General features: G+C 68.1%; 15 protein-coding genes. 5 read left to right on the top strand and 10 right to left on the bottom strand.

Annotation, left to right across the window (positions count from 1 at the left end; all coding sequences use genetic code 11):
• Positions 1-97: 97 nt before the first annotated feature.
• The 3 genes from AB0I94_RS11130 to AB0I94_RS11120 all read left to right on the top strand — a co-directional run bounded on the left by AB0I94_RS11130 (position 98) and on the right by AB0I94_RS11120 (position 3,189).
• Positions 98-1,741: a penicillin-binding transpeptidase domain-containing protein gene (locus AB0I94_RS11130; RefSeq protein WP_363309328.1), complete on the top strand. Its 1,644-nt coding sequence runs from the start codon at positions 98-100 to the stop codon at positions 1,739-1,741.
• A gap of 102 nt (positions 1,742-1,843) precedes the next feature.
• Positions 1,844-2,341: a YbaK/EbsC family protein gene (locus AB0I94_RS11125; RefSeq protein ID WP_363309202.1), complete on the top strand. Its 498-nt coding sequence runs from the start codon at positions 1,844-1,846 to the stop codon at positions 2,339-2,341.
• On the top strand, positions 2,338-3,189 hold the full coding sequence (locus tag AB0I94_RS11120; RefSeq protein ID WP_363309201.1) for a DMT family transporter: 852 nt from the start codon (positions 2,338-2,340) through the stop codon (positions 3,187-3,189). Before AB0I94_RS11125 ends, AB0I94_RS11120 begins: the two co-directional genes overlap by 4 nt.
• 13 nt (positions 3,190-3,202) lie before the next feature.
• On the opposite strand, the gene AB0I94_RS11115 is transcribed toward AB0I94_RS11120, so the two are convergent.
• From AB0I94_RS11115 to AB0I94_RS11105, 3 genes are read right to left on the bottom strand one after another with little or no spacing between them, the layout of a single operon-like run.
• The gene (locus AB0I94_RS11115; RefSeq protein WP_363309200.1) at positions 3,203-3,448 is read right to left on the bottom strand and encodes a DUF397 domain-containing protein; all 246 of its coding nucleotides are present in this window, start codon (positions 3,446-3,448) and stop codon (positions 3,203-3,205) included.
• The gene (locus AB0I94_RS11110; protein WP_363309199.1) at positions 3,445-3,693 is read right to left on the bottom strand and encodes a DUF397 domain-containing protein; all 249 of its coding nucleotides are present in this window, start codon (positions 3,691-3,693) and stop codon (positions 3,445-3,447) included. The genes AB0I94_RS11115 and AB0I94_RS11110 overlap by 4 nt, the downstream gene beginning before the upstream one ends.
• Positions 3,690-4,541, bottom strand: coding sequence for a helix-turn-helix transcriptional regulator (locus AB0I94_RS11105; protein ID WP_363309198.1), 852 nt, complete (start codon positions 4,539-4,541; stop codon positions 3,690-3,692). Before AB0I94_RS11105 ends, AB0I94_RS11110 begins: the two co-directional genes overlap by 4 nt.
• A gap of 159 nt (positions 4,542-4,700) precedes the next feature.
• Between AB0I94_RS11105 and AB0I94_RS11100 the strand changes: the two genes are divergently transcribed.
• Positions 4,701-5,180, top strand: a complete 480-nt coding sequence (locus AB0I94_RS11100; RefSeq protein WP_363309197.1) for an ATP-binding protein — start codon at positions 4,701-4,703, stop codon at positions 5,178-5,180.
• Here the strand turns inward: AB0I94_RS11100 and AB0I94_RS11095 are convergent.
• The 5 genes from AB0I94_RS11095 to AB0I94_RS11075 all read right to left on the bottom strand — a co-directional run bounded on the left by AB0I94_RS11095 (position 5,152) and on the right by AB0I94_RS11075 (position 12,806).
• Positions 5,152-5,631, bottom strand: coding sequence for a hypothetical protein (locus AB0I94_RS11095; protein WP_363309196.1), 480 nt, complete (start codon positions 5,629-5,631; stop codon positions 5,152-5,154). The genes AB0I94_RS11100 and AB0I94_RS11095 overlap by 29 nt on opposite strands.
• Positions 5,600-10,099: a DUF6531 domain-containing protein gene (locus AB0I94_RS11090; RefSeq protein ID WP_363309195.1), complete on the bottom strand. Its 4,500-nt coding sequence runs from the start codon at positions 10,097-10,099 to the stop codon at positions 5,600-5,602. The genes AB0I94_RS11095 and AB0I94_RS11090 overlap by 32 nt, the downstream gene beginning before the upstream one ends.
• Positions 10,100-10,172: 73 nt before the next feature.
• The gene (locus AB0I94_RS11085) at positions 10,173-10,973 is read right to left on the bottom strand and encodes an ABC transporter ATP-binding protein (RefSeq protein WP_363309194.1); all 801 of its coding nucleotides are present in this window, start codon (positions 10,971-10,973) and stop codon (positions 10,173-10,175) included.
• A complete protein-coding gene (cbiQ, locus tag AB0I94_RS11080) occupies positions 10,961-11,722 on the bottom strand; it encodes a cobalt ECF transporter T component CbiQ (RefSeq protein WP_363309193.1) in 762 nt (253 codons plus the stop codon). The genes AB0I94_RS11085 and cbiQ overlap by 13 nt, the downstream gene beginning before the upstream one ends.
• A 1-nt stretch (position 11,723) precedes the next feature.
• The gene (locus tag AB0I94_RS11075) at positions 11,724-12,806 is read right to left on the bottom strand and encodes an energy-coupling factor ABC transporter permease (protein WP_363309192.1); all 1,083 of its coding nucleotides are present in this window, start codon (positions 12,804-12,806) and stop codon (positions 11,724-11,726) included.
• 205 nt (positions 12,807-13,011) lie between these two features.
• Here AB0I94_RS11075 and AB0I94_RS11070 point away from each other — a divergent pair, with 205 nt between their 5' ends.
• Positions 13,012-13,365, top strand: a complete 354-nt coding sequence (locus AB0I94_RS11070) for an SsgA family sporulation/cell division regulator (protein ID WP_363309191.1) — start codon at positions 13,012-13,014, stop codon at positions 13,363-13,365.
• 63 nt (positions 13,366-13,428) lie between these two features.
• Here AB0I94_RS11070 and AB0I94_RS11065 read toward each other — a convergent pair whose 3' ends face one another.
• Both AB0I94_RS11065 and AB0I94_RS11060 read right to left on the bottom strand, forming a co-directional pair.
• Positions 13,429-15,678: an MMPL family transporter gene (locus tag AB0I94_RS11065; RefSeq protein WP_363309190.1), complete on the bottom strand. Its 2,250-nt coding sequence runs from the start codon at positions 15,676-15,678 to the stop codon at positions 13,429-13,431.
• A 108-nt stretch (positions 15,679-15,786) separates the two neighbouring features.
• Entirely contained in the window at positions 15,787-16,359 is a 573-nt protein-coding gene (locus AB0I94_RS11060) for a TetR/AcrR family transcriptional regulator (RefSeq protein ID WP_363309327.1), read from the bottom strand.
• Positions 16,360-16,459: the final 100 nt, after the last annotated feature.

Genomic DNA, 16,459 nt, shown 5'->3' with positions numbered 1-16,459 from the left:
AGGGTCAGTGGGTAAGCGAGGGCGCGCCAGCGAGCGCAAGGGAATCAGGAACATCACGGGCACATCGGACGCGAAGAGCGCCAAGGTGCACCCGGGTGTGCTCGGCGGCGCCGCCGCCGTGATCGTGTGCGGCGTGGGCATCGCCGCGTACAGCCTGATCGGCGGCTCGTCCGGTGACGGACCGACGGTCGACGAGAAGCCGGTGGCCTCGGGCCCGCCGACCGCCGCCGAGGTGCGCGCCACCACACGGGACTTCCTCGCCGCGTGGCAGAAGGGCGATGTCGCGGGGGCCGCGGCGCTCACGGACGACCGGGCGACGGCGAAGAGGGCCCTCACCGCGTACGCCAAGGACTCCCACCTCACGAAGGTGCGGCTGACGCCGGGCGAGCGCTCGGGCGCGAAGGTGCCGTTCTCGGTCACGTCCACGGTCTCGTACGAGGGAAAGAGCAAGCCCTTCGCGTACGACTCCGAGCTCACCGTCGTACGAAGAAAGCACGACGGCAAGACGCTGGTCGGCTGGCAGCCCTCCGTCGTGCACCCGGACCTGAAGGAAGGCGACCGCCTGGTCACCGGTGCGGCCGGGGACCCGCCGATCAAGGCGGTGGACCGGGACGGCGGCGAGCTGACGGCGGCGAAGTACCCCTCGCTCGGCACGGTGCTCGACAGCCTGCGCGAGAAGTTCGGTGACAAGGCCGGCGGCGAGGCGGGCGTGGAGCTGCGGGTCGTGCGCAAGGACAGCGCGAAGAACGCCGAGAAGTCGGCGACGACGAAGGACGACGCGAAGGCGACGCCCGACAAGACGCTCCTCACGCTCTCCCCCGGCACTCCCGGCACTCTGAAGACCACCTTCGACGCCTCGCTCCAGGCGGCGGCGGAGAAGGAGACGCGCAAGCGCAAGCAGGCGTCGGTCGTCCTGGTGAAGCCGAGCACGGGCGAGATCCTGGCGGCGGCCAACTCGAAGCCGACCGGCTTCAACATCGCGTTCCAGGGTTCGCTGGCCCCCGGCTCGACGATGAAGGTCGTCACCTCGTCCCTGCTCCTGGAGAAGAAGCTCGCGGGCGTCGACAAGAAGCACCCGTGCCCGAAGTACGTGACGTACGGCGGCTGGAAGTTCCAGAACGACGACAAGTTCCAGATCAAGAACGGCACGTTCCGCGCGAGCTTCGCCCGATCCTGCAACACGGCCTTCATCAGCCAGGCCGAGAAGCTCCAGGACGACTCCCTGACCAAGCAGGCGCAGGAGGTCTTCGGCCTCGGCCGCGACAACTGGTCGATCGGCGTCCCGTCCTTCGACGGGGCGATCCCGGTGCAGAGCGACGCGCAGATGGGCGCCTCGCTGATCGGTCAGGGCGGGGTGCGCATGAGCCCGCTGAACATGGCGTCGGTGGCGGCCACGGTGAAGTCGGGCACCTTCAAGCAGCCGTACCTGGTCTCCCCGGACGTCGACAAGCGCACGCTCGCGACGGCGCCCCGCAAGATGTCGGGGGCGACGGCTTCGGCGCTGCGGGACCTGATGCACTACACGGCGGTGGCGGGAACGGCCGTCAAGCCGATGTCGGGCCTCGGCTCCGACATGGGCGCGAAGACGGGCTCCGCGGAGGTCGACGGCCAGAAGAAGCCCAACGGATGGTTCACGGCGTACCGCGGTGACCTGGCCGCGGGAGCGGTGGTGCAGGAAGGCGGGCACGGCGGGGACTCGGCGGGGCCGCTGGTGCGGGCGATGTTCCTGGCGGACAAGTAGTTCCTGGCGGACAAGTAGGCGACTCGCTCTGGTCGTTACCGTCTGTCCGATATGCGGATACACGGTCGCGTGCCCGGTACACAGACCGCTAGCGTGCCGGGCATGAGCGCTACAGATTCCCCCGCCCACCCCCGTTTCGCCGCGGCACTGGACGAGCTCGGCCTCGCTGAACTGGTCGGCGAGGTCCGCACCTTCCCGGAGGGAGCCCGTACCGCCCAGGAGGCCGCGGCCGCCATCGGCTGCGAGCTGAGCCAGATCTGCAAGTCCCTGATCTTCGCGGCGGACGGCGTCCCGGTGCTCGTCCTGATGGACGGCGCCTCGCGGGTCGACCTGGAGCGCGTGCGGTGGGAGTTGTGCGCGGCGAAGGTGACGCGCGCGAAGGCGGACGTCGTCCGGGCGACGACGGGGTACGCGATCGGCGGCGTACCGCCCTTCGGTCATGCGACGAAGACCCGCGTCCTCGCGGACCCCTCCCTCCTCGCCCACGACGTGGTGTGGGCGGCGGCGGGCACTCCGTACGCGGTCTTCCCCATGGCGCCCAAGGTCCTGATCAGCCATGCGAACGGCACTCTGGTGGACGTGCGCGAGCTCGACAAGTGACGCCGGTGGTCACGGCGGCGGTCCTGCTGGCCGCCGTCACGCACGCGAGCTGGAACGCGATCGCGCACCACATCACGGACAAGCTGGTCGGCTTTACGCTGATATCGGGCGGCGGGCTGCTGATCGGCCTGCTGATCGCCCCGTTCGCGGCGATACCGGCGGCGGGAGCGTGGCCGTACCTGATCGTCTCGGCCCTCATCCACATCGGCTACTACGCCCTGCTCATGAAGTCGTTCAAGCTCGGCGACTTCGGCCAGGCGTACCCGATCGCGCGCGGTACGGCGCCCTTGGTGGTGACCGTCCTCGCCGCGGTCTTCGCGGGCGAGATCCCGGACGGCTGGCAGGCGGCGGGCGTCGCGGTCTCCTGCGCGGGCCTGACGGGCCTCGCCCTCTGGGGCATACGCGGCTCGGGCCGACGCCCCGACTGGGCGGCGATCGGCGCGGCCCTCGCCACGGGCGTCTCGATCGCGGCGTACACGGTGGTGGACGGCCTCGGCGTCCGGGCGTCCGGTTCCTCCCTGGGCTACATCGCGTGGCTGATGATCCTTGAGGGCCTCGCGATTCCGGTGTACGCGGCGTACCGCTGGCGGGGCGAACTGGTGGGGCGGCTGCGGCCGTTCGCGGGGGTCGGGCTGCTGGGTGCGGCCCTGTCGGTGGCGGCGTACGGCTTGGTCCTCTGGGCCCAGACGAAGGCGGACCTCGCGCCGATCTCGGCGCTGCGGGAGTCGTCGATCATCGTGGGGGCGGGGATCGGGGCGGTCTTCTTCAAGGAGAAGTTCGGGGCGCCGAGGCTGGTGGCGGCGGGGTTGATGGTGGCGGGGATCGGGTTGATGCTGCACGCGGGTTAGGGCTTCGGCGGTGTTAGTCCTGCGTCGCGTACGAGAGGAAGCTCCGCCAAGTCCCGGCCGTGACGGCGAGTTGCGGGCCGTGCTGCACCTTGGAGTCCCGCACGTGGACCGTCTCGGGGCACGTGGCGACCTCGACGCAGTCGCCCTGACTGCCGCTGCTGTAGCTGGACTTGTGCCAGGAAAGGGCCACCTCGACGCAGTCGTCGCCCTCGGAGCCGCTGTAACTGCTCTTGAACCAGGCCAGATCAAACGTGCTCATAGCGCTGCCGTCGCGTACGACAGGAAACGCCGCCACGTCCCTGCGGTGACCGCGAGTTGCGGGCCGTACTGCACCTTGGAGTCCCGCACATGGACCGTCTCGGGGCACGTGGCAACCTCGACGCAGTCGCCCTCGCTGCCGCTGCTGTAGCTGGACTTGCGCCAGGAGAGGGCCACCTCGATGCAGTCGTCGCCCTGCGAGCCGCTGTAACTGCTCTTGAACCAGGCCAGTTCGGACGTGTTCATAGCGCTCCTCGCAATCGTTTCAACAGGCCCAGCGAATCCTCGGGTGTCAGGGCCTGTGAACGCATCTTGGCATAGCGCTGATGGAGGCGGCTGATCTCTTTCACGTCAGTGATGAGGCGACCGTTCTCCTGTCCTTCCGAGTAGCCGAACCAGTGATTCTCGACCGTCTCAGCCAGCCGCAGTGGCCCATCCAGCCCCGCATGCACCGGCTGCCGCAACGGCATCAGCTGGAACTCCACGTTCCAGTGCCGTTCGATGACGCCCAGCAGGCGGTCATACAGCTCCCGGGTCACTTCAGCCCCGCCCGTATGCCGCTCAAGTACCGCCTGTTCCACGATGAAACTGAACGCCGTAGGCGGCTTACGGGATGTCGCAAGGAGGTCCTGTCGTGCCAGCCGCGCAGCGACACGCTCCCCCAACTGTTGCTCGTCCGGCAGCGGTGGCACACTGAACGACACCGCCCGCGCGTAGGCCTCCGTCTGCAACAGGCCCGGCACCACCCGGCATTCGTACGTGTACAGACTCACCGCCTCCGCCTCGAACTTCGCCCACTGCCGGAACCAACTGGCCAACCCCGGCTGTCGCGAAAGATGCCGCGCCGCACCCCGCAGCGCGCCAAACGCGTCCAGAAGCTCCTCCGCCCGCTCCACGAAGTCCGGCTGTGGAAAGCGACGCCCCTGCTCGATCTTGGCGACCGTCTGAACCGAGTACCCGACCGACTCGGCGAACTCCTCCTGGGTCAGGCCCGCCCGTCTACGGAAGGCCTTGAAGACCTCGCCGAACGTCCTCAGACTGTCCGACACCTCCGGCTCACTACAGCCCGGCGACCCGCCCGCACCGTCCGTCATACGAGGACACCTCCGTTGCGCCTGCCCCGCGAACCGCTCCCAACCAGCCCATGGTTACGGACAGTTGCCAGCCCTGTCTACGCTCCGTACTAGTACTCTGACGCAGAGTGCTAGTCGCTGACCTGGTGCGCGGAACCCGCAGGCGGCCATTTTGGGGCCATGACGCCCAGCTCAACTCCCCAAGTGCCGGTTACCGTGCGTGTGTTCGCCCAGCGATTCAGCTCCACGCCGCGCGGCGCCCGCCTGGCCCGTCACCTCGCCCTGCACCGGCTCGACGCGTGGGGCATCCCGTACGATTCCGACACCTCGGACACCGCCGCCTTGCTCTTGGCCGAACTCGCCGCCAACGCAGTGACGCACGGCCACGTTCCGGGACGTGACTTCGAGCTGCGGCTCACCTTCGACGCGCGCACTCTCCGCATCGACGTATCGGACCCACGCGGCGAGCGTCGCCCGGACGGCCCCGGCACAGACGCCACCCCACCACCCCGGTCGGAGGGCGGCCGAGGGCTCCTCCTCGTCGAGGCGCTGGCCGACCGGTGGGCAGTACTCGACCGCCCACCCTTCGGCAAAACGGTCCGTGCCGAACTGGACCTTCACCCCTCGTCACTCAACGAGCCACGGACAGAAACTCTCTGACCGCGCCCATACTCGTCTTCCATTCAGAGATGTTGTTTCCGTCCTCGTCCACCGTGCTGCGCGGCTCCACGGAGCGCCAAGGCTCCTTCGGAATGAAATCTCCGGTCAACTCCTCCAAGAAGATGATCGAATTCTGGACGTACACGTCATCCCCTTCTCGGTATATCGGCCAGCAGAACACAAAGTTACTGTTCGCCGGATCAGTGATCGAGGAAATTAGGCACGAAGTGGAGTCAGTCCCACCGTCAAGGACAGCCAGGGCGCTCATCCAGCTTTCCTGGTAGTCCGTCACGCTCCAGTAGGAGAGATCCATCGCAAAGCTTTCTTCGAAATCACCCACCGAAATCCTGCCGACAGCGCCAGTACCTGCAGCCACCTCTCCCGGCGAGGGCTCGGAAGCCACCTGGATCGAGAAGCCGTCATTCCTTGAGGTAATTGAGGTCTGCGTCATAGGTGCCGATCCTCTGGCCCTTTCTGTTGAACATCTTCCATCCGTCGGAGACGTTGTGGCCGTCGACGTCAGGCGAGATGTACTTCTTGCCGTTTGAGAACACCTCTTGCCCATGCGAATCGAAAGGCGCCCGCTGAGTCGGAATTCTTGTCTTGTAACCGAGCTCCGCCGCCCTGTCCGCCGGTGTTGCAGCGTAGAGCTCCTTGTTCGCGTCACTCCGCTTCTTTACCGCATCCGGGTGGTACGGGTCCTTCTGCAGTGCGGGCGACGACGTATAGCCCTCAGGAAGAATCTCGTCGCATGGGCTCAGGCCGAGAGGGTCGGCCCAGGTGTGGGGGTTATGTACGTAGGTGGCGTGGTTCGGGTCGGGCGTCAGGCCGAGAGGGTCAGGAGTGAGATACCTGGCCGTCTCCGGGTCGTAGTGCCGGAAGTAGTTGTAGTGGAGACCAGTCTCAGGATCGTGGTACTGGCCGGGAAAGCGAAGTGGCGTGTAGGCCGTGGCGTCGCGATTCCAGACTGTGGTGCCCCAGAGCGTGGTGCGGGTACGCCACGCGATGTCGCCCTGCTCGTCCACAAGCTCGGTGGGGGTACCGATGAGATCGGTGACGATGGCGTAGAAGCGGCAGTCGATCTCCTGCTGGTCAGCTGCGCCCGCATCGACCGTCATCTTGCGCTCGGTCTGGGTCAAAGGGTGCAGCCCGTTGTGGACCCAAGTGAGAGTGACCGCTTCCGCGCTGTCCGGGGCGTGACTGGTCTGTTCGCACAGGTTGGTCACATCCCAGGTGAAGTCCACCTGCTCGACCGCAGTTTCACCGTCCACGGCCAAGCGTTCCTTCGCTGTGCGTCGCCCCAGCGGATCGTATTGATACCGCCACCGCGTCCCGTCCGGGGTGACCACTGCGGTGAGCCGGTCCTCCGCGTCCCACGTGTAGCGCCAGGTGTCCGGTTTCCGGGATATCCGGGTCTTCTGGCGCAGCGTGATGCGACCCGCTCCGTCATGTTCGTAGCGGACGCCTCCCGCGGTGCGGATGCGGGTGCCGGTGTAGGTCCGCCGGCCAACTGCTTCTTGGCCGGGCATGGAGGAGGGCCAGGAGGCTTGGGTCTGATTTCCGGCCGCGTCGTAGGCGTAGCTCTCGGACCAGCCCGCTGCGCGAACGGTGGTGACCCGGCCTACCGGGTCCAGGTCGAAGCGGCGGGATCCATTGAGCTTGTCGTCGATTCCGACCAGGTAGCCGTCCGGGCGATAGGTGTAGGTGCGGTGCTGGATGCTCCGGTCGGCCGGACCGGCAAGTTCCTGTCGGGTCATGCGGCCCAGAGGATCGTAGTTCTGCGTGAGTGTGAGGCCCTCGCCGATCCGACGGGACAGTTCCCGGCCGCCCGCATCGTGGGTGAAGCTCAGTCGGCGGCCCGCCGTCGACAGCGCGATGCGGTTGCCCGCGGCGTCGTAGACCCAGGTGCTCACCTCACCGGACGGCGTCGCACGGCTGGTGCGGCGCCCGAGCGCATCGTAGGTGTACCTCGAGGTGCGGCCGTTGACCGTCTCCGAAGTGATGTTGCCCTCCCGGTCACGTTCCAGCGTGAGCACTGTGTCCGGGCCGCGAGCGCCTATCAGATCGCCCATTGCGTCGTACGTGTAGGTGGTGACCACGCCTGCGGCGTTCTTGGCCACCGCGCGCCCCAGCACATCTCGTTCGAAGCTGATCGTGTCACCGGAAGGAGTGGTCCGGGCTGTCAGCCTGCCGACCGCGTCATGGGTGTAGTCGTGCCGCCGCTCGTCGAAGTCGCTTTCCGATATCAGCCGTCCGGCCAAGTCGTACTCGTAACTCCACGCCAGTCCGAGAGGATTGACCACCCTACGCAGTTGCAGCTGCGCATCATGCTCGAAGACGTACCGGGAGCCGTCCGGCCCAGTACGGGCCGACAGCAGGTCAAAGTGCGTGTACTCGAATACCGATACGCCGCCCATGGCGTCGGTGTGTGTCGTGCAGTTTCCCTCTCCGTCGTACGTCCACGACTCCGTCCCCTCGTCCCCTGTGGTCCGCCGGGACAGTTTGCCCTCGACCGTCCACTCCATGGACGTGCTGAGGCCCGTCGCGTCGGTCACCTTGACCGGACGGCCGAAGCCGTCGCGCTCGTAGCGGGTCGTTCCGCCCAGTGCGTCGATGGTTTCAGCCGGCAGACCTGCCGCATCGCAACGGACCGAGACAGTGCTGCCGAGCGGGTCCGTCACCGCGGTCAGGTGGCCCGTTTCGTCGTAGGCGAACCGGGTGAGCGCTGACGCCGGGGTGAGGGTGGTGAGGTGGTTGCCCCGCTCGTCGTAGGTGTGGCGCCAGACCAGGCCGCCGGGTTCATGCACGTCGACCGGCTGGCCGAGGTTGTTGTAAGCGATCTCCGTGCGGGTCCCGTCGGCCTGTTCGACAAGCGTGAGGTTGTCGCATTCGTCCCAGGTGTAAGCGGTGGTGCGGCCAAGACCATCGGTGGTGGAAACCAGCTTGTCGCGTGCGTCGAAGGTCCGGAGTGTGGTGTGGCCGAGCGGATCGGTCTCCGCGACGACCAAGCAGCGGTCATCGATGACGAAGCGCGAAGTGGCACCCGCGGCCGTGGTGACGTCCGTGACACGGCACTCGGGCCACGCTGGGTCGGTCACGTCGTACGCGAAAGTGTGGGCCAGATGCCCGGCCATGCCGCTCTGCGCGACGCACCGGTCCTGCTCGTCGTACGTGTAGCTGTACCAGCTGCTGTTGGAGTCCTCCCACGACGTGATGCGCAGCCGTTGGTCATACGTGAACCGCGTCGGAATGCCGGAGGAGTTGGTGACTGAGGCGAGGTTGCCGTCGGTGTAGCCGTATCGCTTGACCATGATGTCCGAGCAGTCGTCTCCCGCACCGACCAAAGTCAGGGCGGTGACGCGCTCGTCCTCAACGGTCAGGGCGAGGTGGTAGCCGCCGGAGTGGCGGATCCCCAGCGGAGTGCCCTGCGTGTCGTAGTCGAAGTCGATGGTGTTGTGGTTACGGTCGGCCACTCTTTCCAGGAGTGCCACCCCATCGACGGGTGAGGAGAACTGGCGGCGACGACCGGTGACCGGGTCTGTGACCTGGTAGCCGCCGTTGTCCAGCCGGACAAGCGGCCGGCGCGGGCCGGAGTCGGCCAGCACGCAAGCCTCGGGTCCCGCGGGGTGTGGGTAAGCCAGCAGCATTCCGTCCTCGGTGACGAGGACAACGCCCTCTTCGTCGATCTCCAGGCGCTGGTCGATGGTGGATGCCCAGCTCGGCCCGAACCACCCACCGGTGCGATAGCCGGATGCGACACGGCGGGTGAAGGCCAGCGGCAAGGTGCCCGGGAGCCTGATGTCCGTCCCCTCGAGGAACATCTGCCCGGTGGCCACGTCCACCGGGTCACCACAACCCTTGATCTTGCTCTTTACCCGGTTGTACGTGCCCTTCGCACCACTGGCGAGCGCACTCCGGGCCGACTTAAGGCCCTTGAGGCCTCCCTTGAGGCCCTTCATACCCTTGGCGAGGCCGCGGAGGCTGGTGAGGGCCTCCATGCCGGGGATGCAGTCCAGGGCGGCGAAGGCGACGTCGAGCAGCCCTGCTTCCCCGTTGGCGTATTTGTTGAGGGTGTCGGCCAGGACGACGAGGGCGGCGATGAGGACGATCGCGCCGAGAATGGGACCGCCGACGATTAGCGCGATGACGCCGAGCACGGCCACGACGACCTTGCAGACGGCGACGATGGTGTCCCAGTTGTCGGTGACCCAGTCGCCGACCTCCTCCCACCACTTGCGGTTCTGAATACCGGCGTCGGAGGCCTCTTCGAGCTTCTTCTTCGCCGTACCGGCCGCGTTCTCGCGCATCTTGCGCGCGTCCTCGGCCATCTTCTTCGCGGCATCGAGGTTGCTCTTGGCGGCGGAGACGTCCGACTTGGCGGCCGTCTGGGCCTTCTCGGCGGAGTCGGCGTTGCGGGTGGCGGCCTTGACCTTGTCCGGGTCGGGTTTCGGGACGTCCTTGCCGGCCTTGGTGCCGTCGTCGTCCTTGTACTTGTCGGCTTCCTTGCCCGCCCGGTCCATCCAGGAGTCGGCCGAGGTCAGCCGGGACTGCGCGGCGGAGAGGCTGGTCTGGGCCTCGCGCCCCTGGGCCAATGCCTTGTCCGCCAAAGCCTGGGAGCGTTCCAGCTCCGGCCAGTACGTCGACAGGGCGTCGCCGGCCATCTCGTAGCTCTTCTTGAGCTTCTTCAACTTGCCCGGCGCGTCCTCGAACTCCGCCGTGAAGGACTCCGCCGTCTTGCCCGCCCACGTCAGGATCGCATCCTCACCCGCCATCCCCTTGATGTCCCGCAGCACCTTCGACACGTCGTCGGCGAAGTCGTGCAAGTTCTTGGCCAGGTTCCGGACCCGGTCCGGATCGCCGGGAGTTGGGTCCTTGTCCAGGTCCAGGACATGCCAATCCGCCGGACGATTCCCCGCCATGCCACAACCCCCGTCACTTTCGCCCCACAAGTACCCGTACGCACATGCGGAATTACTAGCTGAGGCAGCCGCGTCACCAGTCGGTCTGGCCGGCGCTGCCGCTAGGGGCCTTTCGAGTCGTGTCGGCCGTCTTCGGATCGAAGCCGAACGGCAGCTCAAGGCGGTGTGCCGCCATCAGGTCCTCGTCGCCGAGCAGCTCGCCCGTCGGGCCGTCCGCGGCGATCACGCCCTCGCTCAGGATCAGGGCCCGGGGGCAGAGTTCGAGGGCGTAGGGGAGGTCGTGGGTGACCATCAGGACCGTCACGTCCAACGAGCGCAGGATGTCGGCCAGTTCGCGGCGCGAGGCCGGGTCCAGGTTCGAGGACGGCTCGTCGAGGACCAGGATCTCCGGCTCCATCGCGAGGACGGTCGCCACCGCGACGCGTCTGCGCTGGCCGAAGGAGAGGTGGTGCGGCGGGCGGTCCGCGAACTCCGCCATGCCCACCTGGGAGAGGGCCTTGTGGACCCTGGCCTCCAGCTCCGGGCCGCGCATCCCCGCCGCCGCCGGGCCGAACGCCACGTCCTCGCGCACCGTCGGCATGAAGAGTTGGTCGTCCGGGTCCTGGAAGACGATGCCGACGCGGCGCCTGATCTCCGCCATGTGCTTCTTGCCGACCGGAAGGCCCGCGACGGTGACCGTGCCCGCGCCGCCCGTCAGGATGCCGTTCAGATGCAGGACGAGCGTCGTCTTGCCCGCGCCGTTGGGGCCGAGCAGTGCGACTCGCTCGCCGCGGCCGACCGTCATGTCGACGCCGAACAGCGCCTGGTGCCCGTCGGGGTAGGCGAAGGCCAGTCCGGCCACTTCGAGAGAGGGTGCAGCGGTCACAGGGTCCATCCCAGCAGGCAGACGACAAGAGCGGCGCCCGGCAGGGCGAAGGCGTACGTCCACTGTGCGCGCGAGGCGGTGACCTCGTCGATCACCGGCATCGCACCGGCGTAGCCCCGGCTGACCATGGCCAGGTGCACCCGCTCGCCCCTCTCGTACGAGCGGATGAAGAGCGCGCCGGCGGATTTCGCGAGGACGCCCCACTGCCGTACGCCCCGCGCCTCGAATCCGCGGGACTCACGCGCGATCTTCATGCGGCGCATCTCGTCCGTGATCACGTCGCCGTACCGGATCATGAACGAGGCGATCTGGACGAGCAGCGGCGGCAGCTTCAGGCGCTGGAGGCCGAGGAGCAGCGAGCGCAGTTCGGTGGTGGAGGCGAGCAGCACGGAGGCGGCGACGCCCAGCGTGCCCTTGGCCAGGACGTTCCAGGCGCCCCAGAGGCCGTTCACGCTCAGGGACATGCCCAGTACGTCGACTCGCTCGCCCTCCGCCACGAACGGCATGAGCACCGCGAACGCCACGAACGGGACCTCGATGAGCAGCCGCTTCAGGAGGAACGGGAGCGGGACGCGGGAGGCGTAGGCCACCGCGCCGAGCAGCAGCGCGTACAGGCCGAAGGCCCACATCGCCTCGCGCGGTGTGGAGACCACGACGAGCACGAAGCAGAAGACCGCCGCCAGTTTGGTGTGCGGGGGCAGGGCGTGGACGGGTGAGTGGCCGTGCCGGTAGAGCCGGTGGGCGTGGCCCGCGCCCATGTCAGGTGTTCTCGGAGGCGGAGGCGGAGGAGGAGACCGAGGCTGTGGACGCGGGGTCCGTGTCCGTCGTACGGCGACGCCGCAGCGCCCAGAAGACCGCCGAGCCCGCGACGATCGTGACGCCGACGCCGATCACGCCCGCGAGGCCGCCGGAGAGGCGGGTGTCGGTGATGTCCTTGACGCCGTAGTCGGCGAGCGGGGAGTCCGAGGTGGCGTGCTCCTCGGCCTTCTTGTCGATTCCCTTGTCGGCGGCGACCTTCTCCAGGCCGTCGGGGTTCGCGGAGGCGTAGAAGCTGACGAAGCCCGCGAGGACGAGGGAGGTGACCAGGCCCGCGATCCACACCTTGCGGTGCGAGCGCGCCGCGGCGACGGGGGCGGGCTCCTCGGCCGCGGGGGCGTCGACCAGTTCGCCGCCGACGCGGAGCTTGAGCTTCTGGGTCAGGCCGCGGGCGCCGTACACGAGGTCGGGGCGGACGGCGACGACCGCGCCGACCGTGAGTGCGGTGATGGCGGCCTCGCCGATGCCGATGAGGATGTGCACGCCGACCATGGCCGTGGCGACCTTGCCGATGGAGACGTCGGTCGTGCCGCCGAGCGCGTAGAGGAAGGTGAAGGCGAGCGCGGCGGCGGGCACGGAGATCAGCGCGGCGACGAAGGCGGAGGCGGTGATGGAGCGGCGGGTGCGCGGGAGCACCTTCACCAGGCCGCGGAAGGTGAGATAGGCCACGACGGTCGTGACGACGGCCATGTCCGTGATGTTCACGCCGAGCGCGGTCAGGCCGCCGTCGGCGAAGAGGAGGCCCTGCATCAGCAGGACGACGGACACGCACAGGACGCCCGTGTAGGGGCCGACGAGTATCGCGGCGAGCGCCCCACCGAGCAGATGTCCGCTGGTCCCGGCGGCGACCGGGAAGTTCAGCATCTGCACGGCGAAGATGAACGCGGCCACGAGTCCGGCCAGCGGCGCCGTCCGCTCGTCCAGCTCGCGCCGTGCGCCGCGGAGGCTGACCGCGACCGCTCCGGCGGCGATGATCCCGGTGGCGGCGGAGACGGGTGCGTTGATGAATCCGTCGGGGACATGCATGCGCGCGCTCCTGGGCAGGACAGGAAGAGGAGAGGCAGAGCGGATCGCTCGCGAACCGTTCAATGATAGTGCTCTGTTGCGAACGGTTTGCAAGAGCGCTGACTACCCAGTTATCCCGGTCACACCTGGAGCAAGAATCGCAATATATGGGACATTAGAGGGCAGAAGGCGCGTGATGAAGAGCGTGACGGTGAGGAGTTCGGCGATGCCCGCAGTAGAACAGTTCGCACGTGCCCACGTCGTCACGGACTCCCCTGACGACCAGCTCGCCGTCCCCGCCGTCCTCCGGTACGACCCGGAGGCCGACCCGCTCTCGGTGCGGATCGGCCTCCCTGGGTCTTACGAGGGTTCACACGAGTGGACCATCGCCAGGCAGCTGCTCGAACAGGGCCTGCGGGCCCCGGCCACCAGCGGCGACGTACACATCTGGCCCTGTGGACGGGTCCAGACGGTCATGGAGTTCCACTCGGCGCAGGGCGTGGCAGTCGTGCAGTTCGAGGCTTCGGCGCTCATCCGCTTCCTGCGCCGCACGTACGCGACGGCCCCCGTCCCGCACTGAGACGGCCCCGTCCCGCACTGAGGCGTCGTAGCTGACGCCCCAGCGCGGTGTGCTCGCCCCCGCTCAGACCCTGGCCGGCTCCCGGTCGGTGTCCTGAGCGCGGTCGGCGTCCTTCTCGGCGGCCGTGCGCAGGCCCTCGCCCTCGACGTCCACGTTCGGCAGCGCGCGGTCCAGCCACCTCGGCAGCCACCACGCCTTCTTGCCGAGCAGCGCGAGAACCGCCGGGACCAGCGCCATGCGGACGATGAACGCGTCGAAGAAGACGGCGATCGCGAGGCCGAAGCCGATCATCTTCACCATCTGCTCGCCGGAGCCGATGAAGCCGGCGAAGACCGCGATCATGATGACCGCCGCCGCCGAGACCACGCGTGCCCCGTGCCGGAAGCCGGTCACGATCGCCTGGCCCGGCCGCTCCCCGTGGACGTACGCCTCTCGCATGCGCGTCACGAGGAACACCTCGTAATCCATCGCGAGGCCGAAGACGACGCCCACCATGAAGATCGGCATCATGCTCATGATCGGGCCGGTCTGCTCGACACCGAAGAGCGAGCCGAGCCAGCCCCACTGGAAGACCGCGACGACCGCGCCCAGGGCCGCGAGGACCGAGAGCAGGAAGCCGAGTGCCGCCTTGAGCGGGACCAGGATGGAGCGGAAGACGACGATCAGGAGGAGGAAGGCGAGACCGACGACGAGTGCCAGGTAGGGCAGCAGGGCGTCGTTCAGCTTCTGTGAGACGTCGATGTTCATGGCCGTCGTGCCGGTGACCATGACGCTCGCGCCGGTGTCGGACTTGATGTCGGCGCCCGCGTCACGGATCGCGTGCACGAGGTTCTCGGTCTCGATGCCGCTGGGCTTGGAGGACGGGACGACGCTGATGATCGCCGTGTCGCCCGCCTTGTTGACCGTCGGCGGCGCGACCGAGAGGACGTCGTCGAGCCCGGAGATCGTCTTGGTGATCTCACCGGCCGCGGCCTTCGGGTCGTCGCTCCCCTTGAGGTCGGCGACCGTCATCAGCGGGCCGTTGAAACCGGGGCCGAATCCGTCGGAGACCAGGTCGTACGCCTTGCGCTGAGTCGTGGACGTCGGCTGCGAACCGTCGTCCGGCAGGCCCAGTTCGAGCGAGGAGACCGGCAGCGCGGCGGCGCCGAGACCGATGACGCCGACCAGCAGGACGGTCAGGGGGCGGCGGACGACGAAGCGTGCCCAGCGCGTGCCGAGGTTGCTCTTCGGCTCCGCACCGCCCTCGGTGCCCTCGGCCGCGGCCTTCTTCCTGCCGCCGCCGAGCACCTTGCTCTTCTCGCCCGTGGGCTTGACCTTCTTGCCCGCGTAACCGAGCAGCGCCGGAATCAGGGTGAGCGCGATGAGCACGGCGATGACCACCGTGCCGGCCGCCGCGAAGCCCATCTTGGTGAGCATCGGGATGTTCACCACGGCGAGGCCGACAAGCGCGATGACCACGGTGAGTCCGGCGAAGACCACGGCCGATCCTGCGGTCCCCACGGCACGGCCCGCCGCCTCCTCGCGGTCCCGTCCGTCGGCGAGTTCGCCGCGGTAGCGGGAGACGATGAAGAGCGCGTAGTCGATGCCGACCGCGAGGCCGATCATCATGGCGAGCGTGGAGGTGGTCGTCCCCAGGTCGAGCGCGCTGGCGAGCGCGGTGATCGAGGAGACGCCGATGCCCACGCCGATCAGCGCGGTCAGCAGGGGAAGACCCGCCGCGATCAGCGAGCCGAAGGTGATGACGAGGACGACGGCCGCGACCGCGATGCCGATGATCTCGGTGGCCCCGGTCTCGGGCATCGCCTGCAGCGCGTCGCCACCGACCTCGACCGTGAGCCCGGACTCCCGCGCCTGGTCGGTGGTCTTCTCAAGGGCGTCACGGCTGTCGTCGGTCAGCTCCATCGAGGTGACCTTGTACGAGACCGAGGCGTACGCCGTGGAGCCGTCCTTGCTGACCGTCTTGGTCCGGAAGGGGCTGTCGGCCCTCGCGACCTCGTCCGAACCGGACTTGAGGGCGGCGACGGTCTTCTCGATCTCGGCCTTGTTGCCCGGGTCGGTGACCTTCTCGCCGTCCGGCGCCTTGAAGACGACGCGGGCGCTCGCCCCGTCGGCACTGGCTTCGGGCGCACGCTCTTCGAGCAGGTCGAAGGCCTTCTGGGCCTCCGTGCCCGGAATGGAGAAGGAGCTGGAGGCGGCGGTGGGCGCGGACGCGGCGCCGACTCCGGCGAGCGTCAGGAGCGCCACCCATATCAGGGCGACGAAGTGCCGTCGCCGGAAAGCGAGTCGGCCTAGTTTGTAGAGGAAAGTGGCCACGGAGGCGTACTCCCGGTCAGGTCGTGGTGTCTACAGGGCAGGGGGGATCAGCCCGACGACGTGAGCGGTCGCGTCAGGTGGAAGGGGTGAACTTGTGAGGGGGCTGGGTCAGACGCCGAGAGCGGGGAGGATCACGGCGTCGATGTAGGAACGGAGGAACTCACGGTCGACCGTGCGGTCCTCGATCAGGTCACGGGCGACGAAGCCGCCGACCATCATGTGGATGACGTAACCCAACGCCGGGTTGTCCGGGGCCACTTCGCCCCGCTCGACAGCCCTGCGCAGCAGCGCGTTCAGGCCGGTGATCTCCGGCTCGATGAGCAACTGCCGTAGCGCCTGGTGGAGTTCGGGGTTCCCGTGGATGGCGTGGAACAAACCACGCATCAGCGCGGCGTCCCGCTCCATCTGGCAGTCGTCCGAACGGTTCGCGGTCTCAAGCAGGTCGCCGCGCAGGGACCCCGTGTCGATGTCCTCGATGGACACCGGCTTGTTGTGCCGCAGCGCCCTGGCGATCAGCTCGGGCTTGCTCCCCCACTGGCGGTAGAGGGTGGCCTTGCTGGATTTCGTGCGGGCCGCGACGGCGTCCATCGTGAGCGCTTCGTACCCGACTTCGCGGAGCAGGTCGAGCACGGCCGCGTAGAGCTCGGCCTCGCGCTCGGGCGTGATCCGGCTGCGCCGCACCGTTGCCGCCTCAGCCATGATCCCTCCGCTCCCGTTCAGCACTGTTGCGTACGCCATGACTCTACCCGGAGGCTTAACGAAACGAAACGGTTTCGTACGT

The sequence above is a fragment of the Streptomyces sp. NPDC050147 genome (assembly GCF_040660195.1).
GTDB lineage: Bacteria > Actinomycetota > Actinomycetes > Streptomycetales > Streptomycetaceae > Streptomyces.
The sequence above is the reverse complement of the archived record's forward strand: the minus strand, read 5'-3'. Positions and strand labels throughout refer to the sequence as shown.